This is a genomic window from Flavobacterium ammonificans (genome assembly GCF_020886115.1).
GTDB lineage: Bacteria > Bacteroidota > Bacteroidia > Flavobacteriales > Flavobacteriaceae > Flavobacterium > Flavobacterium ammonificans.
Genome location: NZ_AP025185.1, coordinates 2,258,304 through 2,276,623, shown reverse-complemented (window position 1 = coordinate 2,276,623; position 18,320 = coordinate 2,258,304). Strand labels below are relative to the sequence as shown.

Annotated in this window: 24 protein-coding genes; 15 read left to right on the top strand and 9 right to left on the bottom strand. The window is 34.3% G+C overall.

Annotation, left to right across the window (positions count from 1 at the left end; genetic code table 11):
• Window positions 1-162: 162 nt before the first annotated feature.
• The 3 genes from LPC20_RS10130 to LPC20_RS10120 are packed head-to-tail and all read left to right on the top strand — an operon-like array spanning window position 163 to window position 1,360.
• The gene (locus tag LPC20_RS10130; protein ID WP_229325051.1) at window positions 163-474 is read left to right on the top strand and encodes a hypothetical protein; all 312 of its coding nucleotides are present in this window, start codon (window positions 163-165) and stop codon (window positions 472-474) included.
• Window positions 471-908 carry a helix-turn-helix domain-containing protein gene (locus LPC20_RS10125; RefSeq protein ID WP_229325049.1) on the top strand — a complete coding sequence of 146 codons (438 nt, stop codon included), beginning with the start codon at window positions 471-473 and terminating at the stop codon, window positions 906-908. Before LPC20_RS10130 ends, LPC20_RS10125 begins: the two co-directional genes overlap by 4 nt.
• 2 nt (window positions 909-910) lie before the next feature.
• Complete coding sequence (locus tag LPC20_RS10120) at window positions 911-1,360, top strand: hypothetical protein (protein ID WP_229325046.1); 450 nt, start codon at window positions 911-913, stop codon at window positions 1,358-1,360.
• 317 nt (window positions 1,361-1,677) lie between these two features.
• Here LPC20_RS10120 and LPC20_RS10115 read toward each other — a convergent pair whose 3' ends face one another.
• From LPC20_RS10115 to LPC20_RS10080, 8 genes are all read right to left on the bottom strand, one after another.
• Entirely contained in the window at window positions 1,678-1,977 is a 300-nt protein-coding gene (locus tag LPC20_RS10115) for a helix-turn-helix domain-containing protein (protein WP_229325044.1), read from the bottom strand.
• Entirely contained in the window at window positions 1,964-2,308 is a 345-nt protein-coding gene (locus LPC20_RS10110) for a type II toxin-antitoxin system RelE/ParE family toxin (RefSeq protein WP_229325042.1), read from the bottom strand. Before LPC20_RS10110 ends, LPC20_RS10115 begins: the two co-directional genes overlap by 14 nt.
• 433 nt (window positions 2,309-2,741) lie before the next feature.
• Window positions 2,742-6,086: a preprotein translocase subunit SecA gene (gene secA / locus LPC20_RS10105; protein ID WP_229325040.1), complete on the bottom strand. Its 3,345-nt coding sequence runs from the start codon at window positions 6,084-6,086 to the stop codon at window positions 2,742-2,744.
• Window positions 6,087-6,174: 88 nt separating this feature from the next.
• On the bottom strand, window positions 6,175-6,396 hold the full coding sequence (locus LPC20_RS10100; protein WP_007138072.1) for a DUF2795 domain-containing protein: 222 nt from the start codon (window positions 6,394-6,396) through the stop codon (window positions 6,175-6,177).
• A gap of 148 nt (window positions 6,397-6,544) precedes the next feature.
• Window positions 6,545-7,114 (bottom strand): cob(I)yrinic acid a,c-diamide adenosyltransferase, encoded by a 570-nt coding sequence (locus LPC20_RS10095; RefSeq protein ID WP_229325038.1) that lies wholly within the window; start codon window positions 7,112-7,114, stop codon window positions 6,545-6,547.
• A 15-nt stretch (window positions 7,115-7,129) separates the two neighbouring features.
• Window positions 7,130-7,816: an ABC transporter ATP-binding protein gene (locus tag LPC20_RS10090; protein WP_229325036.1), complete on the bottom strand. Its 687-nt coding sequence runs from the start codon at window positions 7,814-7,816 to the stop codon at window positions 7,130-7,132.
• 109 nt (window positions 7,817-7,925) lie between these two features.
• Window positions 7,926-8,477, bottom strand: coding sequence for a hypothetical protein (locus LPC20_RS10085; RefSeq protein ID WP_229325034.1), 552 nt, complete (start codon window positions 8,475-8,477; stop codon window positions 7,926-7,928).
• A 12-nt stretch (window positions 8,478-8,489) separates the two neighbouring features.
• The gene (locus LPC20_RS10080) at window positions 8,490-10,352 is read right to left on the bottom strand and encodes an ABC-F family ATP-binding cassette domain-containing protein (protein ID WP_229327157.1); all 1,863 of its coding nucleotides are present in this window, start codon (window positions 10,350-10,352) and stop codon (window positions 8,490-8,492) included.
• A 177-nt stretch (window positions 10,353-10,529) separates the two neighbouring features.
• Between LPC20_RS10080 and LPC20_RS10075 the strand changes: the two genes are divergently transcribed.
• The 12 genes from LPC20_RS10075 to LPC20_RS10020 all read left to right on the top strand — a co-directional run bounded on the left by LPC20_RS10075 (window position 10,530) and on the right by LPC20_RS10020 (window position 17,706).
• Entirely contained in the window at window positions 10,530-11,825 is a 1,296-nt protein-coding gene (locus LPC20_RS10075; RefSeq protein ID WP_229325032.1) for a dihydrolipoamide acetyltransferase family protein, read from the top strand.
• Between the two features lie 112 nt (window positions 11,826-11,937).
• Window positions 11,938-12,708, top strand: a complete 771-nt coding sequence (locus LPC20_RS10070) for a 3'-5' exonuclease (RefSeq protein ID WP_229325030.1) — start codon at window positions 11,938-11,940, stop codon at window positions 12,706-12,708.
• A gap of 18 nt (window positions 12,709-12,726) precedes the next feature.
• Window positions 12,727-13,338, top strand: coding sequence for a fumarylacetoacetate hydrolase family protein (locus tag LPC20_RS10065; protein ID WP_229325028.1), 612 nt, complete (start codon window positions 12,727-12,729; stop codon window positions 13,336-13,338).
• Window positions 13,338-13,682: an Hpt domain-containing protein gene (locus LPC20_RS10060; protein WP_229325026.1), complete on the top strand. Its 345-nt coding sequence runs from the start codon at window positions 13,338-13,340 to the stop codon at window positions 13,680-13,682. The genes LPC20_RS10065 and LPC20_RS10060 overlap by 1 nt, the downstream gene beginning before the upstream one ends.
• Window positions 13,683-13,694: 12 nt before the next feature.
• Complete coding sequence (locus LPC20_RS10055; RefSeq protein WP_229325024.1) at window positions 13,695-14,948, top strand: CinA family nicotinamide mononucleotide deamidase-related protein; 1,254 nt, start codon at window positions 13,695-13,697, stop codon at window positions 14,946-14,948.
• Between the two features lie 73 nt (window positions 14,949-15,021).
• Window positions 15,022-15,258 carry a 50S ribosomal protein L28 gene (gene rpmB, locus LPC20_RS10050; RefSeq protein WP_229325022.1) on the top strand — a complete coding sequence of 79 codons (237 nt, stop codon included), beginning with the start codon at window positions 15,022-15,024 and terminating at the stop codon, window positions 15,256-15,258.
• Window positions 15,259-15,285: 27 nt separating this feature from the next.
• A complete protein-coding gene (gene rpmG / locus LPC20_RS10045; protein WP_007805817.1) occupies window positions 15,286-15,468 on the top strand; it encodes a 50S ribosomal protein L33 in 183 nt (60 codons plus the stop codon).
• A gap of 71 nt (window positions 15,469-15,539) precedes the next feature.
• Window positions 15,540-15,692, top strand: coding sequence for a DUF4295 domain-containing protein (locus tag LPC20_RS10040; RefSeq protein WP_066310049.1), 153 nt, complete (start codon window positions 15,540-15,542; stop codon window positions 15,690-15,692).
• A gap of 128 nt (window positions 15,693-15,820) precedes the next feature.
• Window positions 15,821-16,801 carry a signal recognition particle-docking protein FtsY gene (ftsY, locus tag LPC20_RS10035; RefSeq protein WP_229325020.1) on the top strand — a complete coding sequence of 327 codons (981 nt, stop codon included), beginning with the start codon at window positions 15,821-15,823 and terminating at the stop codon, window positions 16,799-16,801.
• A 6-nt stretch (window positions 16,802-16,807) separates the two neighbouring features.
• Window positions 16,808-16,984: a hypothetical protein gene (locus LPC20_RS10030; protein WP_229325018.1), complete on the top strand. Its 177-nt coding sequence runs from the start codon at window positions 16,808-16,810 to the stop codon at window positions 16,982-16,984.
• A 1-nt stretch (window position 16,985) separates the two neighbouring features.
• Window positions 16,986-17,429 carry a lipocalin family protein gene (locus tag LPC20_RS10025; RefSeq protein WP_229325016.1) on the top strand — a complete coding sequence of 148 codons (444 nt, stop codon included), beginning with the start codon at window positions 16,986-16,988 and terminating at the stop codon, window positions 17,427-17,429.
• Window positions 17,410-17,706 (top strand): DciA family protein, encoded by a 297-nt coding sequence (locus tag LPC20_RS10020; RefSeq protein ID WP_229325014.1) that lies wholly within the window; start codon window positions 17,410-17,412, stop codon window positions 17,704-17,706. Before LPC20_RS10025 ends, LPC20_RS10020 begins: the two co-directional genes overlap by 20 nt.
• A gap of 162 nt (window positions 17,707-17,868) precedes the next feature.
• Here the strand turns inward: LPC20_RS10020 and LPC20_RS10015 are convergent, their stop codons facing one another.
• Window positions 17,869-18,288 carry a nucleoside-diphosphate kinase gene (locus LPC20_RS10015; protein WP_229325012.1) on the bottom strand — a complete coding sequence of 140 codons (420 nt, stop codon included), beginning with the start codon at window positions 18,286-18,288 and terminating at the stop codon, window positions 17,869-17,871.
• Window positions 18,289-18,320 lie beyond the last annotated feature (32 nt).

Below are 18,320 nucleotides of genomic sequence, written 5' to 3'. Positions count from 1 at the left end.
TTTTGTTAAAATTAACCTATTGCTTAATTATTGTTTGTTAATTCAAAATGTTTGTTTTACTTTTGCGCTTTACTAATAAGTTAAGTCTTGGAGAATTTTTATATAATTTGTGAATGTCACCAGAATAGATTCAGAGTTTATCTAAATCATAGTAATTCTGATTTGACTAAGAAATTCACTGAAATTAATAGAAATGAAAAATTGACAAGAAAATTTGTATTAGTTATAGAAGCTGTTAAAAATAAAACTGAAAATAAAACTCAATATAATTGGGAAGCAGATTTTACATTTGGTTCAGTTTATGCAATAAAAGTAGATTCGCATAGATTTTACACTCTTCAAGCTATAAATAATGGTTATCGGGAGCTTTTTATTTATAGATATGGTAAAAAAGAAAGTCAAGAAAACACAAAAAAATTGACAACAACGATAAATACAATTGAAAACATACAAATCGAAAAAATAAACTTATGAACGAAGTAACAAAAAGATTTTCTATTCAGTCTTATGTAGATAATAATAGAGAGAAAATTGATGAGTCTTTAGTTAGCTTACGAGTAATGAAAGAGGTTGATAAATTCTTAGATTATGAAAAATTAAGTAATAAAGATTTAGCAACAAAGTTAGGATATTCAGAGTCTTACGTTAGTCAATTAATGTCTGGCGTAAAAAATATGAATGTTTCATTCATAAATAAGTTTGAAAAGTGCTTTGATGCAAAATTTGATTTCAAAATTTATATAAAAAAAGAAGATGTTTATCTTCATAAATTGGATGAAAGAGTTCAATTTAATTTAACTATTAACTTAAATATGTTTTATGTAAATGAGAATCAATCTAATTTTTCATTTACAAAAAATAGTAAATCAATGTTCAACGTTACAGACGTTGAGTATGAATCATTATAGTCATGGTAGATAATAAAGAAAAAGAAATTCAGTTTCAAATGCGAATATCTTCAATAAATGTACTGAGATTTTCTCAGTACGATATTGGAGAATTTGACACTAATAAAATTGATGTGATTGAGTATCAATCAGATTTTAATGTTAAAGTTTTAGAAGAATCAAGTGAACTCGCTGTTGAAACAACAGTAAAACTTAAAGTACAGGAGTTGGATAGTTATTTTGGAGAGTTAAAAGTTTTGATGAAATTTCATATTACACCTTTTGAAACTGTAATAAAAAAAGAAAGAAGCGGATTTCAGGTTCCAGATGCATTAATGTTAAATTTATTAAATATTGTTGCAGGAACAATTCGAGGAATATTACACGAAAAATTACGTGGAACTATTCTTCAAAATGAGATATTTCCATTGATTGATACTAGAGATTTTATGAAAGCTAAAGAGGTAAAATAATACCTAATTTCTATTTTATAAAAATTGCGTTAGATTCTTAGGCTGCGGTAAAATTGCCACTAACTTTTATATATACGCAAGTTCCCTATATAAATGGTTACTAACATTCACAAAGGATTACAATTAATAAAATTTCTGTAAAGGGAAAACGATTTGGGGTCGAGTGCAGTTACAGGGTTTTCAAATGTAGGAAATTTTTATAATGTAACAAATATACAATTTGAAAATTGTTCAATTTGAAAATTTGAAAAGGAATCAATGTAGTAATTGGTGCATGGATCCAATCCGTTTAATCTTTGGAATCAGTGGCTTATCAATTACAATTTAATGTTCAATTCTAATTTTCCACCCAATCCGCATTCCACAATTTTTTGAAGGGTAGAGAAGCGAACTTCTTTGATGTTATTTTCAATTTTGGAAATATAAGATTTGGTTGTGCCACATTTCTCAGCCAATTGTTCTTGGGTTAATCCTTTTTCAATTCGGGCTTCATGAATTAAAGCGCCTAATTTGAATTCTTGATAGCCTTTTTCTATGGCTGTGCGTTTTTCAGTTCCTATTTTTCCATAGAAATCGTCTTTAAATTCAGAAAGTGTTTGTAGCTTATTTGTTTTCATATTCGGCTTTAATTTGTAATGCTTTTTCAATTTCCTTTTTAGGTGTTTTTTGTGTTTTCTTTTGAAAACCGTTGGCTATAACAATCAGTTTTCCTTTATCAAAAAAACAAAAAAGTCTAAAAATATCGTTTCCTTGTTGTATTCTAATTTCATATAGACCATCAGTATTTTCAAGATGTTTTAAATAGGTTTCAGTGACTTTAGCTAATTCTTGAATGAGCTCTAAAGTCCAAATGATTTTCTTTTGTACCTTTTCTCGTTGATTACTAAAAAATGCTTTAAAGTAGTCTTTATAGAATACTACAGTTCTGATTTTGGGATTTGTATTCATTGCAAATGTACAACAAGTTGTCCTTTAGTGAAACTTATTAGTTAAATTAATTCTCTATTGAGCCAATTTTTTTTAATAAAATTAAAAAGCCAGTCTGTAAAGGGAAAACGATTTGGGGTCGAGTGCAGTTACAGGGTACTTCAAATGTAGGAAAATTTGTTTGTAATCCAAATATAAGTTTTGAAAAATAAAAGGGTATGCTAGCCCCGATAGAAGCGGCATCCTTTTTAGGCTTCCAGCCTTTTAAAGGCTGGAAGCCTAAAAAGATACAGCGGATAGCGGGACAAGTCGTGTTCAGGAAGTAGAATAGCTGCTACTAAAAAGTAAAGTAAAAAAAAAAGTGTCTAAAAAGTTATTTATAGCTGCTGAAACAAGTTCAGCATGACAAATAAAAACTTTTTAGACACCCAGTATGTATAGAACAGTGAAACGATTAGTCGTTCACAATGACCCATTGACCTGAAGTTACTAAACTTTCGGCTTTTTTGTACTTCATGGTTTCTGTTTTTCCAGTAGCGACTTCCTGAATCGTTACGGTATCGTTACGATTGATTTTTGGCATGTCTCTCACGATGGTTTCGGTTACTTGACGTTGTTGCGTGTCCGCCGCCTCGTGGTTTAGGTTTTCACTGTTTGGAATTTCGTCTTTACTTAATTTATAGTTTTCTTTTTGACGAACTTCTTTGGCTTCTTCAATCTTTGGTGCTTGTTGCGCTGGTATATCGCCTTTGAATAAAAACGAAATCACGTCTTTATTCACATTGTCAAGCATGGCTCTGAACAAGTTGAAGGCTTCTAATTTGTAAATTAGCAACGGATCTTTTTGTTCGTGAACCGCTAATTGAACGGATTGTTTCAATTCGTCCATTTTACGCAAGTGTTTTTTCCAAGCTTCATCCACAATAGATAAAGTGATGTTCTTTTCAAAATCAGCCACTAATTGCGCTCCTTGTGTCTCGTAGGCTTTCTTCAAGTCGGTTACTACGTTCAAGGTTTTGATTCCGTCTGTAAAAGGCACTACGATGCGCTCAAACTGATTGTTTTTGTCTTCGTAAACTCCTTTGATAATAGGGAAGGCTTCTCTGGCACTTCGTTCTGTTTTCTCCGTATAGAATTCTAAAGTGGCTTTGTAAATTTTACCCGTTAATTCGACGTCTGATAATTTAGCAAACTCCGCTTCAGTTACTGGTGATGTAATCGAGAAATAACGAATTAATTCGAATTCAAAGTTTTTGAAATCATTAACGACTTTGTTTTCGGATACAATTAGTTCGCAAGTATCATAAAGCATATTGGCAATGTCTAATTTTAGACGTTCTCCAAACAAGGCATGGCGACGACGTTTGTACACGACTTCACGTTGTGCGTTCATGACATCATCATATTCCAATAAACGTTTACGCACTCCAAAGTTGTTTTCTTCTACTTTTTTCTGCGCACGTTCAATGGATTTGGTCATCATTGAATGTTGAATCACTTCTCCTTCTTCTAATCCCATTCTGTCCATTACTTTGGCTACTCTTTCGGAACCAAATAAACGCATCAAGTTGTCTTCTAACGAAACGTAGAATTGAGAACTTCCTGGATCTCCTTGACGTCCTGCACGACCTCTTAACTGACGGTCTACACGACGTGAATCATGACGCTCTGTACCTACGATGGCCAAACCACCTGCAGCTTTTACTTCAGGAGATAATTTAATATCTGTTCCACGACCTGCCATATTGGTAGCAATAGTTACTACTCCTGGTTTACCTGCTTCTTCAACGATTTGCGCTTCTTGCTTGTGCATTTTAGCATTCAACACATTGTGTGTGATGCCTCTCATTTTCAACATTCGGCTTAATAATTCGGAGATTTCAACTGAGGTAGTTCCAATTAAAACGGGTCTTCCAGCTTTTGATAATTCCGTTACATCTTCGATAACCGCGTTGAATTTTTCACGAGTAGTTTTATAGATGAAATCATCTTTATCAATTCTTGCTATTCCTCTATTAGTCGGAATTTCAACTACGTCTAATTTATAAATTTGCCAAAGTTCGCCCGCTTCAGTCACCGCAGTTCCTGTCATACCACTCAGTTTGTTGTACATTCTGAAGTAGTTTTGTAAGGTAACGGTAGCAAAAGTTTGCGTTGCCGCTTCAATTTTTACATTTTCTTTCGCTTCAATGGCTTGGTGCAATCCGTCAGAATAACGACGTCCGTCCATAATACGACCTGTTTGTTCATCTACAATCAGGATTTTGTTATCCATAATCACATATTCTACATCTTTTTCGAATAAAGTGTAGGCTTTTAAAAGCTGAGTTAAGGTATGGATACGTTCGCTTTTTACTCCGAAATCTTGGAACAAACGTTCTTTAGCTTCCGCTTCTGCATCGGCGTCTAATTTTTGTTTTTCGATAGCAGCAATTTCAGTTCCAATATCTGGAAGGACAAAGAAATCAGCATCAGTATCTCCAGATAAGAATTGGATTCCGTTATCGGTCAATTCTACTTGGTTGTTTTTTTCTTCAATTACAAAATACAAAGCTTCGTCAACCAAATGCATTTCGCGTTTGTTGTCTTGAATGTATTGGTTTTCGGTTTTTTGAAGCAATTGTTTTACGCCTTCTTCAGAAAGGAATTTGATTAAAGCTTTGTTCTTTGGTAAACTTCTGTAGGCTCTCAATAATTGGAATCCTCCGTCTTTAGTGTTTCCTTCTTTGATTAATTTTTTGGCTTCTGCCAAAAATCCGTTGGCTAATTGACGTTGTAAACTAACTAAGTTCTCAATTTTTGGTTTTAACTCATTGAATTCGTGACGGTCTCCTTGCGGAACTGGTCCTGATATAATCAATGGTGTTCTAGCATCATCAATCAAAACAGAATCCACCTCATCGACAATCGCATAGTTGTGTTTGCGTTGTACCAAATCTTCTGGCGAATGCGCCATATTATCTCTTAGGTAGTCAAAACCAAATTCGTTATTGGTTCCGTACGTAATATCAGCATCGTAGGCTCTTTTTCTTTCTTCTGAACTTGGTTGGTAATTGTCAATACATTCCACTGTCATTCCGTGGAATTCAAACAATGGCGCTTTCCAGGTACTATCACGTTTTGCCAAGTAATCATTTACCGTTACTAAGTGCACACCGTTTCCAGTTAAGGCATTCAAGTAAATAGGAAGGGTAGCAACTAATGTTTTTCCTTCTCCTGTTTGCATTTCGGCTACTTTTCCTTCGTGCAACACCATTCCACCAATCAACTGTACGTCGTAGTGAATCATGTCCCAAGTAATTTGTTTACCAGCGGCATTCCATGAATTAGCCCAAACGGCTTTTTCTCCTTCTATGGTAACGTAGGTTTTGGTAGCAGAGAACTCTCTGTCTTTTGGAGTGGCAGTAACTTCAATTTGCGTATTGTCTTTGAAACGTCTTGCTGTTTCTTTTACTACTGCAAAAGCTTCAGGCAAAATTTCCATTAAAGTTTTCTCCGAAATATCGTAAGCTTCTTTTTCCAAAGCATCAATAGCCACATAGATATCTTCTCTTTGATCGATGTCTTGAATAGTTTCTACTTCTTGTTGTAGGGATGCAATTTTAGCATCTTTATCAGCGCGTGCTTGCTTGATTCTATCTTTAAAATAAGTGGTACGAGCTCTTAATTCGTCGTTCGATAATGTCATTAAGCTACTCTCGAATCCTTTGATTTTCGTCAGATAAGGTTGTAATGCTTTAACGTCATTTTGGGATTTATCACCAACAAAGATTTTAATAATGCTATTTATGAAACTCATAATATTGTTTGTATTTCGGTATTTTTTGTAAAAGTCTAATTTAACCAAAAAAAAAGCCTCTTTTGAGACTTTTTCTTTGGTTTATTTTTTAATATTCATCCTCATTCCAAAGGTAATCTTCGTCTGTAGGATAATCTGGCCAAATTTCTTCCATTGATTCATATATTTCACCTTCGTCTTCAATAGATTGAAGGTTTTCTACTACTTCTAATGGAGCTCCTGCTCTAATAGCGTAGTCAATAAGTTCGTCTTTGTTAGCAGGCCACGGCGCATCGCTTAAATAAGATGCTAATTCTAATGTCCAATACATCTTTTGTCGATTTAGTTTAGTGCAAAAATAAATTTTTTACTGAAAAAGGCAAGTAAAAAATGATTTATTTTTATTAAAAGTTAAGAACGTTTTTTTGTCTGTTTTGTTAATTTATTTTGACCAAGAAAAAATAACAGAATCTAAGGGGTTATTTCCTAGGAATCCATTGTATTTCCTCAGCGTTTAAATCTTTAGACAACTTTCGTGCCAAGACAAAAAGATAGTCAGAAAGTCGGTTTAAATATTGGATTGCAATTTCAGAAACGGGCTCGTTGTGGCTTAAATGCACCGCAAGACGTTCGGCTCTTCGGCAAATACATCGCGCAATATGACAATGTGACACGGTAGGATGCCCCCCAGGTAAAATAAAATGTGTCATTGGCGGAAGCGATTCTTCCATACTGTCAATTTCATTTTCTAAGAATTCAATATCTGTAGCAACTATACCTAAATTTTTCAATCGAAGCTCTCCATTTTTGAGCACTTCTTTTTCAGGCGGAGTCGCTAAAATAGCACCCACAGTAAATAACCTATCTTGTATTTCAATCAAGATGGTTTTGTAATGTGCATCAATTTCTTGATCTCTGATTAAACCAATGTAAGAGTTTAATTCGTCTACAGTCCCGTAGCTTTCAATTCTTGCATGGTCTTTTGGAACTCTTGTTCCTCCAAAAAGCGCTGTAATTCCTCCGTCTCCTGTCTTCGTATATATCTTCATTAGCGTTATTGTAATTTATTTTGAGGTGTCGCTTTCAATTAATCCGTCTCTCAAACGAATGATTCGATTGGCATAAGCGGCAATTTCTTCTTCGTGTGTAACTAAAATAACGGTATTACCACTGGCGTGAATGTCGCCAAACAATTTCATAATCTCCACAGACGTTTTACTGTCTAAGTTTCCTGTTGGTTCATCAGCCAAAATTATCGAAGGTTTGTTAACCAATGCTCTTGCTACGGCAACACGTTGTCTTTGACCTCCCGAAAGTTGGTTGGGTTGGTGGTCCATTCTATCGGCAAGATTGACTTGTTTCAATACTTCGGTTGCTCTTTCGTTTCGTTCTGATTTGGAATAGCCAGCGTAAATCATAGGCAAGGCTACATTATCTAAAGCAGTTGTTCTTGGTAAAAGGTTGAACGTTTGAAAAACAAAACCGATTTCTTTATTGCGAATTTCGGCTAATTCATCGTCCTGCATTTGGCTAACATCTTTTCCATTCAAAATATAAGTTCCAGAAGTAGGCGTGTCCAAACAGCCTAAAAGATTCATTAAGGTAGATTTTCCTGAACCTGAAGGTCCCATTAACGCTACATATTCTCCTTTATTGATTTGTAAATCAATGCCTTTTAAAACATAAACAATTTCGTTACCAAGAACGAAATCACGTTTGATGTTAGTTATTTTAATTAATGGATTTGCCATTGTTGCTGTTGGAATTAAAAATTCGTTGAATTCGGATTTAAAAGTACGAAAGACTTTTGAATAAATCCATAAGTAGTAGGAAAATGAATTTTGTTACATACAAATGTAATTAAGCTCTAATGATGAAATGCTCTTTGGCTTGTTCTCTTCTAAAAAAGACCAAACCAAAATGATAAGTATCGATGGTTACAGTTACTTTCGGATTTTGTTTTAGGGTTTGCCAAAGTGCTTCTGCAGCAGGATTTGCGTGAATGTCTTCTAAAATCCAAAAACTATCATTTTCAACTGTCAATACAAGTTGTTCAACTGTTTTGTTGGTTATTGAATTTGTTGGAATGGAACTGAAATAAATACAGTTGTAAATAGCGCTTTCTATATCAATATTTGATTTTGGATTTGCTAACGCAATAACTTCTTTTTCGAAAGTAGTATCTCCCACAATCAAAATGGATTTTGGACTGAAATAGCGAACAATTTTGAACAGAAATCGACTCTTTTTCGAATTTACTCCTTTATAGGTAGATAAAGCGGCAACTGGTAATTTGATTTTCTTGTTATATAAACCTTGCGTCAACAAAAGAAATATAAAAGGGGAGTGGACTCCGTGTTCGTTTTTGGAGTGCCAAAGGAATTGTAAATACGATTGGATGCGGAATAACATTTTTTGCTATAATTACGATTCAATTTTGGCTGAAAGTTCAAACCAACGTTCTTCTTTTGTTTCTATTTTTTGGATGATTTCTTCCAAGTCTTTTGCTTTTTTCTCAATATCTTCATCGGCAACTTTTCCATCAGAAAACAATTGTTCGATAGCGACTTTTTGACTCTCCAACTCTTTGATTTCTTTTTCGATTTTTTGATATTCTTTTTGCTCATTAAAGCTTAAATTACCCGTTGGATTGTTTTGTTTCCAATCTTTTTTCTCGGCTTTATTTTCCTCTTTTTGAGCTACATCTGCACTGTCTTCATAGGCTCTAAAATCGGAGTAGTTACCCGGAAAATCCTCGATAACGCCATCGCCTCTAAACACAAATAAATGGTCTACAATTTTGTCCATAAAATACCTGTCGTGCGAAACTACTAGCAAACAACCCGGATAGTCCAAGAGAAAACTTTCCAATACATTTAAGGTAACGATATCCAAGTCATTGGTAGGCTCATCCAAAATCAAAAAGTTCGGATTTTGAATCAAAAGGGTACATAAATACAAACGCTTCAATTCGCCACCGCTCAATTTCTCTACATAATCGTGCTGCTTTTTTCTGTCGAAAAGGAAACGTTCCAATAATTGTCCTGCCGAAATGATTTTCCCTTTTGCAAGTGGAATGTATTCGCCATATTCTTTGATGATGTCAATTACTTTCTGACCCGGTTTTGGATTGATACCACTTTGGGTGTAATACCCTATTTTGATGGTATCTCCTTTAATTACTTTTCCGCTATCCAAAGGCAAAGTACCTGTCAATAGATTCAGAAAAGTCGATTTTCCAGTTCCGTTTTTACCAATAATCCCAATGCGCTCTCCACGTTGAAAATCGAAACTGAAATTGTCTAAGATAACGTGATCTTTGAATTTTTTAGAGATTTTGTGCAGTTCGATAATCTTACTACCCATTCGCTCCATATTGATTTCGAGTTCCACTTTATTTTCTCGACGTCTATTTTGCGCTTTTTCTTTGATGACGTAAAAATCATCTTGACGCGATTTGGATTTGGTCGTTCTTGCTTTGGGCTGGCGGCGCATCCATTCCAATTCTTTTACGAATAAATTTTGTGCTTTGTCTACACTAGCGTTTTCAGACGCAATTCGTTCTTCTTTTTTCTCTAAATAATAGGAATAATTTCCTTTGTATTGGTATAATTTACCATTATCTAATTCAATGATTTCGTTGCAAACACGTTCCAAAAAGAAACGGTCGTGCGTTACCATAAATAAGGTAATATTTTCTTTAGCAAAATAACTTTCCAACCATTCAATCATTTCTAAATCCAAGTGATTGGTAGGTTCGTCCAGAATCAATAAATCGGGACGATTAATTAAAATAATGGCTAACGACAAACGTTTTTTCTGCCCTCCTGAAAGGTTTTTTACTTTCAGTTTGAAGTCTTCTAATTTTAATTTGAATAGAATTTGTTTGTATTGGGTTTCAAAATCCCAAGCATTATGTTGATCCATTTTATCGAATGCTTTTTGATAGGCTTCTTCGTTTTCTGGATTTTCTAGGGCTTTTTCGTATTCTTCAATAACTTTGAGAATTTCATTGTCTGATGCAAAAATACTTTCTTCAATAGTCAATTCATCTTGTAAATTATGATCTTGTGACAAAAACGCCATTTTGATTTCTTTTCGCAGAATAACCTGCCCAGAATCCGGTTCGTCTTCGCCATTGATTATTTTCATAATGCAAGTTTTTCCAGAACCGTTTTTAGCAATAAAAGCGATTTTTTGGTCTTTGTTGATGCCAAAAGAAATATTTTCAAAAAGGGTGCGTTCTCCAAAAGATTTGGAGATATTTTCAACAGATAAATAATTCACAACTATAGTTTTTTGCAAAAGTACTCTTTTGAAATGAAACAATCATTTTCAATTTGATTTTAGAGGACATAAAAAACGTTTTCGTAAACATGGAATTTTGATTTAATCGTATCAAAAACTAAAAATATTTCCTAATTTTGCAATCATAAAATCAAAATCACGTTTTACGTTAAGATTATGGCAAGATTTGAATTAAAACTTCCAAAGATGGGAGAGAGTGTAGCTGAGGCAACTATAACTAATTGGTTAAAGCAAGTTGGAGATACAATCGAAATAGATGACGCAGTTCTTGAAATTGCAACAGATAAAGTAGATAGCGAAGTCCCAAGTGAAGTTGCAGGTGTTTTGGTCGAACAATTATTTGGCAAAGACGATTTAGTTCAAGTAGGACAAACTATTGCTATTATTGAAACTGATTCCTCATCAGATAATACAACTACGACAACAGAAGATGTGGCAATTCCTGAAGCTGTTGTTGAAATAGAAAAATCAGTTGAAGTAGCCCAAGCTATTGTTGCTCCGGCGGTAGATTTTAAAGTGACTGAAAAATTCCTTTCCCCATTGGTTAAAAATATTGCCAAACAAGAAGGAGTTTCTGTTGCTGAATTAGAAAGTATTTCTGGCTCAGGTAAAGAAGGTCGTGTGACTAAAGAAGATATTTTAGCCTATGTGGCAGGAAGACAAAAATCGCCTGTTGCCAATACATCTGCACCAACTCCAATAAGTAATACTAGTACTCAAGCAGTACCGGTATCGGTTAATGGCGAAGATGAAATTGTAGAGATGGATCGAATGCGAAAGTTGATTTCGGGTTATATGACGGCTTCTTTGCAAACTTCAGCTCATGTGCAGTCTTTCATAGAGGTTGATGTAACCAATATTGTTAAGTGGAGAGACAAAGTAAAAAATACTTTTGAAAAACGAGAAGGAGAGAAATTGACTTTTACTCCAATATTTATGCAAGCTGTAGCTAAGGCTTTGAAAGATTTTCCGGGAATGAATATTTCTGTTGAGGGTGAATATATTATAAAAAAGAGAAATATTAATTTAGGTATGGCAGCCGCTTTGCCTAACGGAAATTTAATTGTTCCAGTGATTAAAAACGCGGATCAATTAAATCTAGTCGGAATGGCTAAAGCTGTAAATGATTTAGGTAACCGAGCTAAAAATGGCAAATTAAAACCAGATGATACTCAAGGTGGTACATATACAGTAACTAATGTGGGGACTTTTGGAAGTGTTTTCGGAACCCCAATTATTAACCAACCTCAAGTCGGAATATTAGCTTTAGGTGCTATTCGAAAAGTGCCTGCAGTAATCGAAACACCAGAAGGCGATTTTATTGGTATTCGCCAAAAAATGTTTCTATCTCACAGCTACGATCATAGAGTTGTAGATGGCGCTCTTGGGGGTAGTTTTGTTAAACGAGTAGCCGATTATTTAGAGGCTTTTGATATCAATACGGATATTTAATCCAATTTGTAAATAGATGATTAACCCTTTCAAAGTTTGACTTTGAAAGGGTTTTCTTTTTTAAAGCTCATTCATTACAAATTGATATATTTGTAATCTTATAAATTAATAGATGGAACTTAAACTTAATAGACCAATTTGCTTTTTTGACCTTGAAACTACCGGAATCGATATAGGCAAGGACCGAATTGTTGAAATTTCAATTTTTAAAGTATTCCCAAATGGGAATAAAGAAAGCAAAACCTGGTTAGTAAATCCTACTATTCCAATTCCTCCACAAACAACCGCGGTTCATGGAATTGATGATGCTAAAGTAGCTAATGAACCGACCTTTGCGCAATTGGCAAGTCAAATTCAAAACATGATTAAGGATAGCGATTTGGCAGGATACAATTCGGATCGTTTTGATATTCCGTTGTTGGCGGAAGAGATGTTGCGTGCTGGCGTTGATTTTGATATGAAAAACAGAGTCTCGGTTGATGTGCAAACGGTTTTCCATAAAATGGAAGAAAGAACATTGAGCGCTGCCCTTAAATTTTATTGTGGTAAAAATTTAGAAAACGCTCATTCAGCTGAAGCAGATACTATGGCAACCTATGAGATATTAAAAGCGCAGTTGGACCGATATCCTGAATTGGAAAACGATATGAAAGCGCTTTCTGAATTTACCACTCGAAAAAAGATTGCTGATTTTGCAGGAATGATAGCATTTGACAAAGACGGAGAAGAAATTTTTACTTTTGGAAAACACAAAGGAGCTAAAGTGGAAAAGGTATTGGAAACGGAGCCAGGTTATTTCAGTTGGATTCAAAATGCTGATTTCCCTTTGTATACTAAAAAAGTATTGACTGCAATTAAATTGAGAAAATTAAATACTAAATAAAGTAATTACTTTAAGGAAATGAAAATAATTTGTATCGGTAGAAATTATACCAACCATATAGCGGAATTAAAAAACGAACGCCCGACTGAGCCGGTAGTTTTTATGAAACCGGATTCGGCGGTGTTGTTGAAGCAGCATCCTTTTGTACTTCCTGAGTTTTCAAATGATGTGCATCATGAAATTGAATTGATTGTAAAAATTAATAAGGTAGGAAAGTACATCGAACCTAAATTTGCACATAAATACTACGACGAAATTAGTGTTGGAATCGACTTTACTGCTCGCGATTTACAAGATCAATTGAAAGCAAAAGGATTGCCTTGGGAAAAAGCAAAAGCTTTTGACGGTTCGGCAGTAATAGGCGAATTTATTCCCAAAGATCAATTTGCTTCGTTAGAAGATGTTAATTTTGAATTGCTCAAAAACGGTGAAATTGCTCAAAAAGGAAATTCCAGTTTGATGTTGTGGAAAATAGACGAATTGGTGGCATATGTTTCTCAGTTTTTTACTTTGAAAATAGGAGATATTATATTTACTGGTACACCTGAAGGAGTAGCTGCGGTAAATCCAAATGATGTGTTAGAAGGATACTTAGAAGGACAACAACTATTTAGAATACAAGTAAAATAATGGCACTACACTATAATTTATCTAAAGTGTACCAACTTTCAGATAACGATTCTGAATTTGTAAATCAAATTCTAGTTTTATTTGTAAATGAAATTCCAAAGGATTTATTAGAAATAAAGACTGGAATCTATTCAGAATTACATAAAGAAGTATTTGCTTATGCTCATAAAATCAAACCTACACTTGATTTGTTAGGAATGCATGTGGCATTTGAAGAAATGGTGTTGATAGAGGCTTGGGCAAAAGCTGAAGGAAATACAAAAAACATTAAAGAAACCTATAAGAGCGTTAAATCGCAGGTGAAAGATGCGATAAAAGAAATTAAAAAAGATTTCAATTTGTAATTCAAAACTATAATGAAAGCAGCTGTTGTTACTATCGGAGACGAAATATTAATTGGTCAAATCGTAGATACTAATTCGGGTTTTATAGCCAAGTCGTTGGATAAAATTGGAATTGAAACTCGCGAGATGCTGTCTATCTCAGATGATAAACAACATATTTTAGATACGTTTGCATCGCTTCAAAATAAAGTAGAAGTAGTACTTATTACCGGAGGTTTAGGACCAACAAAAGACGATATTACCAAACATACATTGTGTGAATATTTTGGAGATACTTTGGTTAGAAACGCTGAAGTTGAACTTCATGTCATTGCACTAATTGAGCGTGCCTTGGGTAAATCAGCTTCTCAAATTAATAAAGACCAAGCCTTAGTTCCTTCAAAGTGTACGGTGCTTCACAATCAAGTGGGTACTGCGCCTGGGATGTGGATTAAAAAAGAAAATACTGTTTTTATCTCGCTTCCAGGTGTGCCATACGAAATGAAGTATTTGATAGAAAATCAAGTCATTCCTAAATTGGTTCACGAATACCAAAGACCTTATATAGTTCATAAAACCATTTTGACCTACGGTCAAGGAGAAAGTCATGTTGCAGAACGAATTGAAGATTGGGAAAACCAATTACCCGAATGCATTAAGTTGGCTTATTTGCCAAGTCCAGGTCGTGTACGTTTGCGTTTAACGGCTAGAGGAAAAGATAAACAACTATTAGAAGAAGCGATTGCAGCCAATGTCAAATCATTGGATATCATCATTCACGATATTATAGTAGGATTTGAAGAAGAAGATACAATTGAAGTGGTTCTTGGTCGAATTTTAAAGAATAAACAGCTTACACTGGCTACTGCAGAAAGTTGTACAGGTGGTAAAATAGCACAACTACTTACTTCTGTTCCTGGTGCTTCGGCTTATTTTAAAGGAAGTGTTGTTTCATACGCTACTGAAGCCAAAATCAATGTCTTGGGCGTATCTAAAGAATTGATTGATGCTTGCACAGTGGTTAGTAAAGAAGTCGCTTCAGCTATGGTTATGAATGTTCAAAAAATGATGCAAACCGATTATGCTATTGCGACTACGGGAAATGCTGGTCCAACGAAAGGAGAAGCTGATGCTGAAGTAGGAACTGTATGTATTGCTTTAGCAACACCAAAAGGTATTGTGGTTGAGGAGTTTAATTTTGGACAACCCCGAGAAAAAGTCATTGATAGAGCGGTGATTAAGAGTTTAGAAATGCTTCAAAAAGAAATTTTAAAAAATGTGCTTTAATTTTTTTGTTTGATCCGTTTATTTTTCTTTTCTTTGCACCCTGATTTTGAATAACGATAAAAGATAAAGAATAATGTCAAGAGTTTGTGTCCTTACAGGTAAAAGAGCGATGGTAGGAAATAACGTTTCTCACGCTATGAACAAGACTAAGAGAAAATTTTCTGTGAACTTAGTTAAAAAGCGTTTTTATCTTCCAGAAGAAGATAGATGGATTACTCTTAGAGTAGCTGCATCTACAGTAAAAACAATTAATAAAAATGGGATTGCTGCTGTTTTGAAAAAAGCACAAGCGCAAGGATTTATCAAATAATCGTTTCCTAAATAAATAGATAGCAAGATGGCAAAGAAAGGTAACAGAATCCAAGTGATTTTAGAATGTACTGAGCACAAAACAACTGGTGTTGCAGGTACTTCAAGATATATTACAACTAAGAACAAAAAAAATACTCCAGATAGATTAGAAATTAAAAAATTTAATCCAATCTTGAAGAGAGTAACAGTTCACAAAGAAATTAAATAATAATTAGAAATTTAATTAACCTCTGATGTATCCATTTGTAGGTTGTATTAATTTCAAATAACATTTGAATCATGGCAAAGAAAACCGTAGCATCGTTACAAACCGCTTCTAAAAGATTATCAAAAGCCATTAAAATGGTGAAATCTCCAAAAACTGGCGCATATACATTCGTAGAATCTATTATGGCTCCTGAAGCAGTTGATGAGTTCTTGAAAAAGAAATAATTTACTCTAAACAGTATATAGAAAAGCTACTTTCAGTCGGAAGTAGCTTTTTTATTTTCTATATTTACCATTATAAAAGTGAATTAGTTTTCTTAGACTACAACATTCGTATTTAATACTTTAACACTATGAGTTTTTTTAAAAGAATATTTTCTTCGGATAAAAAAGACGAAAGTCTAAACGAACAGGAGAAACAATCCTTGGACAAAGGCCTAGAAAAATCAAAGACAACTTTTTTTTCCAAGTTATCCAAAGCGGTGGCTGGAAAATCAAAAGTAGATGATGAAGTTCTAGATAATTTAGAAGACATTCTTATTTCTTCTGATGTAGGGGTGAACACCACATTAAAAATTATACAACGTATCGAAGCGCGTGTGGCATCTGATAAGTATTTAGGCGTGGGCGAATTGAATCAGATTCTTCGTGAAGAAATAGCAAGTTTACTTTCTGAGACCAATTCAGGTGAGGCAACAGAATTTGTGGCACCAGTACAAACCAAGCCTTATGTTTTAATGGTGGTAGGTGTGAATGGAGTAGGAAAAACAACCACAATTGGAAAATTGGCATACCAATTTAAAAAAGCGGGACACAAAGTAGTTTTGGGTGCAGCAGATACTTTTCGTGCAGCGGCTATTGATCAATTGCAAATATGGGCCGATCGAGTTGGAGTCCCTATTGTAAAACAAAATATGGGAAGCGACCCTGCTTCAGTGGCGTTTGATACCTTGCAATCAGCAGTGGCACAAGATGCCGATATCGTAATTATTGATACAGCAGGACGTTTGCATAACAAAGTCAATTTGATGAACGAATTGACCAAAGTAAAACGCGTAATGCAAAAAGTAGTAGGAGACGCTCCACACGATGTTTTATTAGTTTTGGACGGATCTACAGGTCAAAATGCTTTTGAACAAGCCAAGCAGTTTACAGCAGCTACAGAGGTGACTTCGTTGGCTGTAACTAAATTAGACGGAACTGCCAAAGGCGGTGTGGTAATTGGAATCTCAGATCAGTTTCAAATTCCAGTTAAATATATCGGAGTAGGAGAAGGAATTGAAGATTTACAAGTGTTCAATAAATTGGAGTTTGTAGACAGTTTTTTTAAATAATATACTATGAGTTCTTTTGGAAAATTAAGCCCGATGGCTTTTTATTTTATAAGTGTAATTTGTTTTGTTTTGGCAAATGTGATTCGGGAACAAAATTTGACGATCTATTATATAGCTGTAGTAGTAGGTTTGGTTTTTTTCTTCTTAGGATTGTATAAAAGAGTGAAAACTAAAAAAGAGTAATATGAAGAACTTGATTACTATTGTACTGCTTTCTATGCTTTTTACTAGTTGTAAACAGCAAATCAAACCTGCTGACATTGCTAAAATTAACGGCTATTGGGAAATTGAAAAAGTAGTTTTTGATGAAGGTGAAGATAAAGAATATGGAGCCAATCAAAATTATGATTACTTTCAAATTGAGTCCGACAATAAAGGAATTCGAAAAAAAGTAGCGCCTCAGTTAAACGGAACTTTTTTGGTAAACGACACTTATGAGAATGTTAGTGTTCGTTTTCAAGACGAAAAAGTGTATTTAGATTATTCCACATCTTATATGAAGTATTCGGAAGAAGTAATTGAATTGACCGCTGACGAATTAGTCATAACTAATGCGCAAAATAAAGAGTTCCATTACAAAAAAGCTACGGCTATAAATATTTTGGGCGATGGCAAAAAGACTAAGTAATCAAAGTACGGTTGGCGATGTTTTAAAGCAAATTATTCAAGTCAACAAATTGCAACCAGGAATGGATCAGATTGATGTGAAAGAGGCTTGGAAAAATCTTATGGGTAATGGAGTTAATAGTTATACTAAAAATGTTGTATTGCGAGGTAGTACTTTGTATGTGGAGTTAAGTTCATCCGTTTTACGAGAAGAATTAAGTCACGGAAAATCAAAGATTATAGCCATGATTAACGAAGAATTGCAACGGGAGGTAATTAAGGATGTAGTTTTGCGATAAACATTTAGATTTTTAGATTTCTAGATTGTTAGATTGTTAGATTTTTTTAGAAAGTTAGAAAGTTAGAGATAAAAAGAAACCCATTTCAATCGAAATGGGTTTCTTTTTAAAAATTTAGAAATCTAAGAAATCTAAGAAGTCTAATAAATCTAACTATCTAGATTAAAATTGCTCTCTTCCTGCAAAGTGAAAAGCACCTTCAATTGCGGCATTTTCATCACTATCTGAACCATGAACTGCATTTTCCCCTAAAGAAGTAGCGTATAATTTACGAATGGTACCTTCTGCAGCTTCAGCTGGGTTGGTAGCACCAATCAAAGTTCTGAAATCGTTTACTGCATTCTCTTTCTCTAAAATAGCAGCAACAATCGGCCCACTTGACATAAATTCAACTAATTCTCCGTAAAAAGGACGTGCGCTGTGTACTGCATAAAAAGCCTGTGCATCAGCCACTGTTAATTGTGTAAGTTTTAAAGAAACAATTTTGAAACCAGCATTGTTAATCATTGCAAGTATGTTTCCAATATGACCATTTTTAACCGCATCGGGTTTAATCATAGTAAAAGTTCTGTTTGTTGCCATTTTTTTGTGTAATTATAAATTTAGAATGCAAA

Excerpts from the sequence above, each read along its gene's own strand:
- LPC20_RS10125 (WP_229325049.1), top strand. The coding sequence starts at position 471 with ATGAACGAAGTAACAAAAAGATTTTCTATTCAGTCTTATGTAGATAAT.
- LPC20_RS10120 (WP_229325046.1), top strand. The coding sequence starts at position 911 with ATGGTAGATAATAAAGAAAAAGAAATTCAGTTTCAAATGCGAATATCT.
- LPC20_RS10115 (WP_229325044.1), bottom strand. The coding sequence starts at position 1,977 with ATGAAAACAAATAAGCTACAAACACTTTCTGAATTTAAAGACGATTTC.
- LPC20_RS10110 (WP_229325042.1), bottom strand. The coding sequence starts at position 2,308 with ATGAATACAAATCCCAAAATCAGAACTGTAGTATTCTATAAAGACTAC.
- secA (WP_229325040.1), bottom strand. The coding sequence starts at position 6,086 with ATGAGTTTCATAAATAGCATTATTAAAATCTTTGTTGGTGATAAATCC.
- LPC20_RS10100 (WP_007138072.1), bottom strand. The coding sequence starts at position 6,396 with ATGTATTGGACATTAGAATTAGCATCTTATTTAAGCGATGCGCCGTGG.
- LPC20_RS10095 (WP_229325038.1), bottom strand. The coding sequence starts at position 7,114 with ATGAAGATATATACGAAGACAGGAGACGGAGGAATTACAGCGCTTTTT.
- LPC20_RS10090 (WP_229325036.1), bottom strand. The coding sequence starts at position 7,816 with ATGGCAAATCCATTAATTAAAATAACTAACATCAAACGTGATTTCGTT.
- LPC20_RS10085 (WP_229325034.1), bottom strand. The coding sequence starts at position 8,477 with ATGTTATTCCGCATCCAATCGTATTTACAATTCCTTTGGCACTCCAAA.
- LPC20_RS10075 (WP_229325032.1), top strand. The coding sequence starts at position 10,530 with ATGGCAAGATTTGAATTAAAACTTCCAAAGATGGGAGAGAGTGTAGCT.
- LPC20_RS10070 (WP_229325030.1), top strand. The coding sequence starts at position 11,938 with ATGGAACTTAAACTTAATAGACCAATTTGCTTTTTTGACCTTGAAACT.
- LPC20_RS10065 (WP_229325028.1), top strand. The coding sequence starts at position 12,727 with ATGAAAATAATTTGTATCGGTAGAAATTATACCAACCATATAGCGGAA.
- LPC20_RS10060 (WP_229325026.1), top strand. The coding sequence starts at position 13,338 with ATGGCACTACACTATAATTTATCTAAAGTGTACCAACTTTCAGATAAC.
- LPC20_RS10055 (WP_229325024.1), top strand. The coding sequence starts at position 13,695 with ATGAAAGCAGCTGTTGTTACTATCGGAGACGAAATATTAATTGGTCAA.
- rpmB (WP_229325022.1), top strand. The coding sequence starts at position 15,022 with ATGTCAAGAGTTTGTGTCCTTACAGGTAAAAGAGCGATGGTAGGAAAT.
- rpmG (WP_007805817.1), top strand. The coding sequence starts at position 15,286 with ATGGCAAAGAAAGGTAACAGAATCCAAGTGATTTTAGAATGTACTGAG.
- LPC20_RS10040 (WP_066310049.1), top strand. The coding sequence starts at position 15,540 with ATGGCAAAGAAAACCGTAGCATCGTTACAAACCGCTTCTAAAAGATTA.
- ftsY (WP_229325020.1), top strand. The coding sequence starts at position 15,821 with ATGAGTTTTTTTAAAAGAATATTTTCTTCGGATAAAAAAGACGAAAGT.
- LPC20_RS10030 (WP_229325018.1), top strand. The coding sequence starts at position 16,808 with ATGAGTTCTTTTGGAAAATTAAGCCCGATGGCTTTTTATTTTATAAGT.
- LPC20_RS10025 (WP_229325016.1), top strand. The coding sequence starts at position 16,986 with ATGAAGAACTTGATTACTATTGTACTGCTTTCTATGCTTTTTACTAGT.
- LPC20_RS10020 (WP_229325014.1), top strand. The coding sequence starts at position 17,410 with ATGGCAAAAAGACTAAGTAATCAAAGTACGGTTGGCGATGTTTTAAAG.
- LPC20_RS10015 (WP_229325012.1), bottom strand. The coding sequence starts at position 18,288 with ATGGCAACAAACAGAACTTTTACTATGATTAAACCCGATGCGGTTAAA.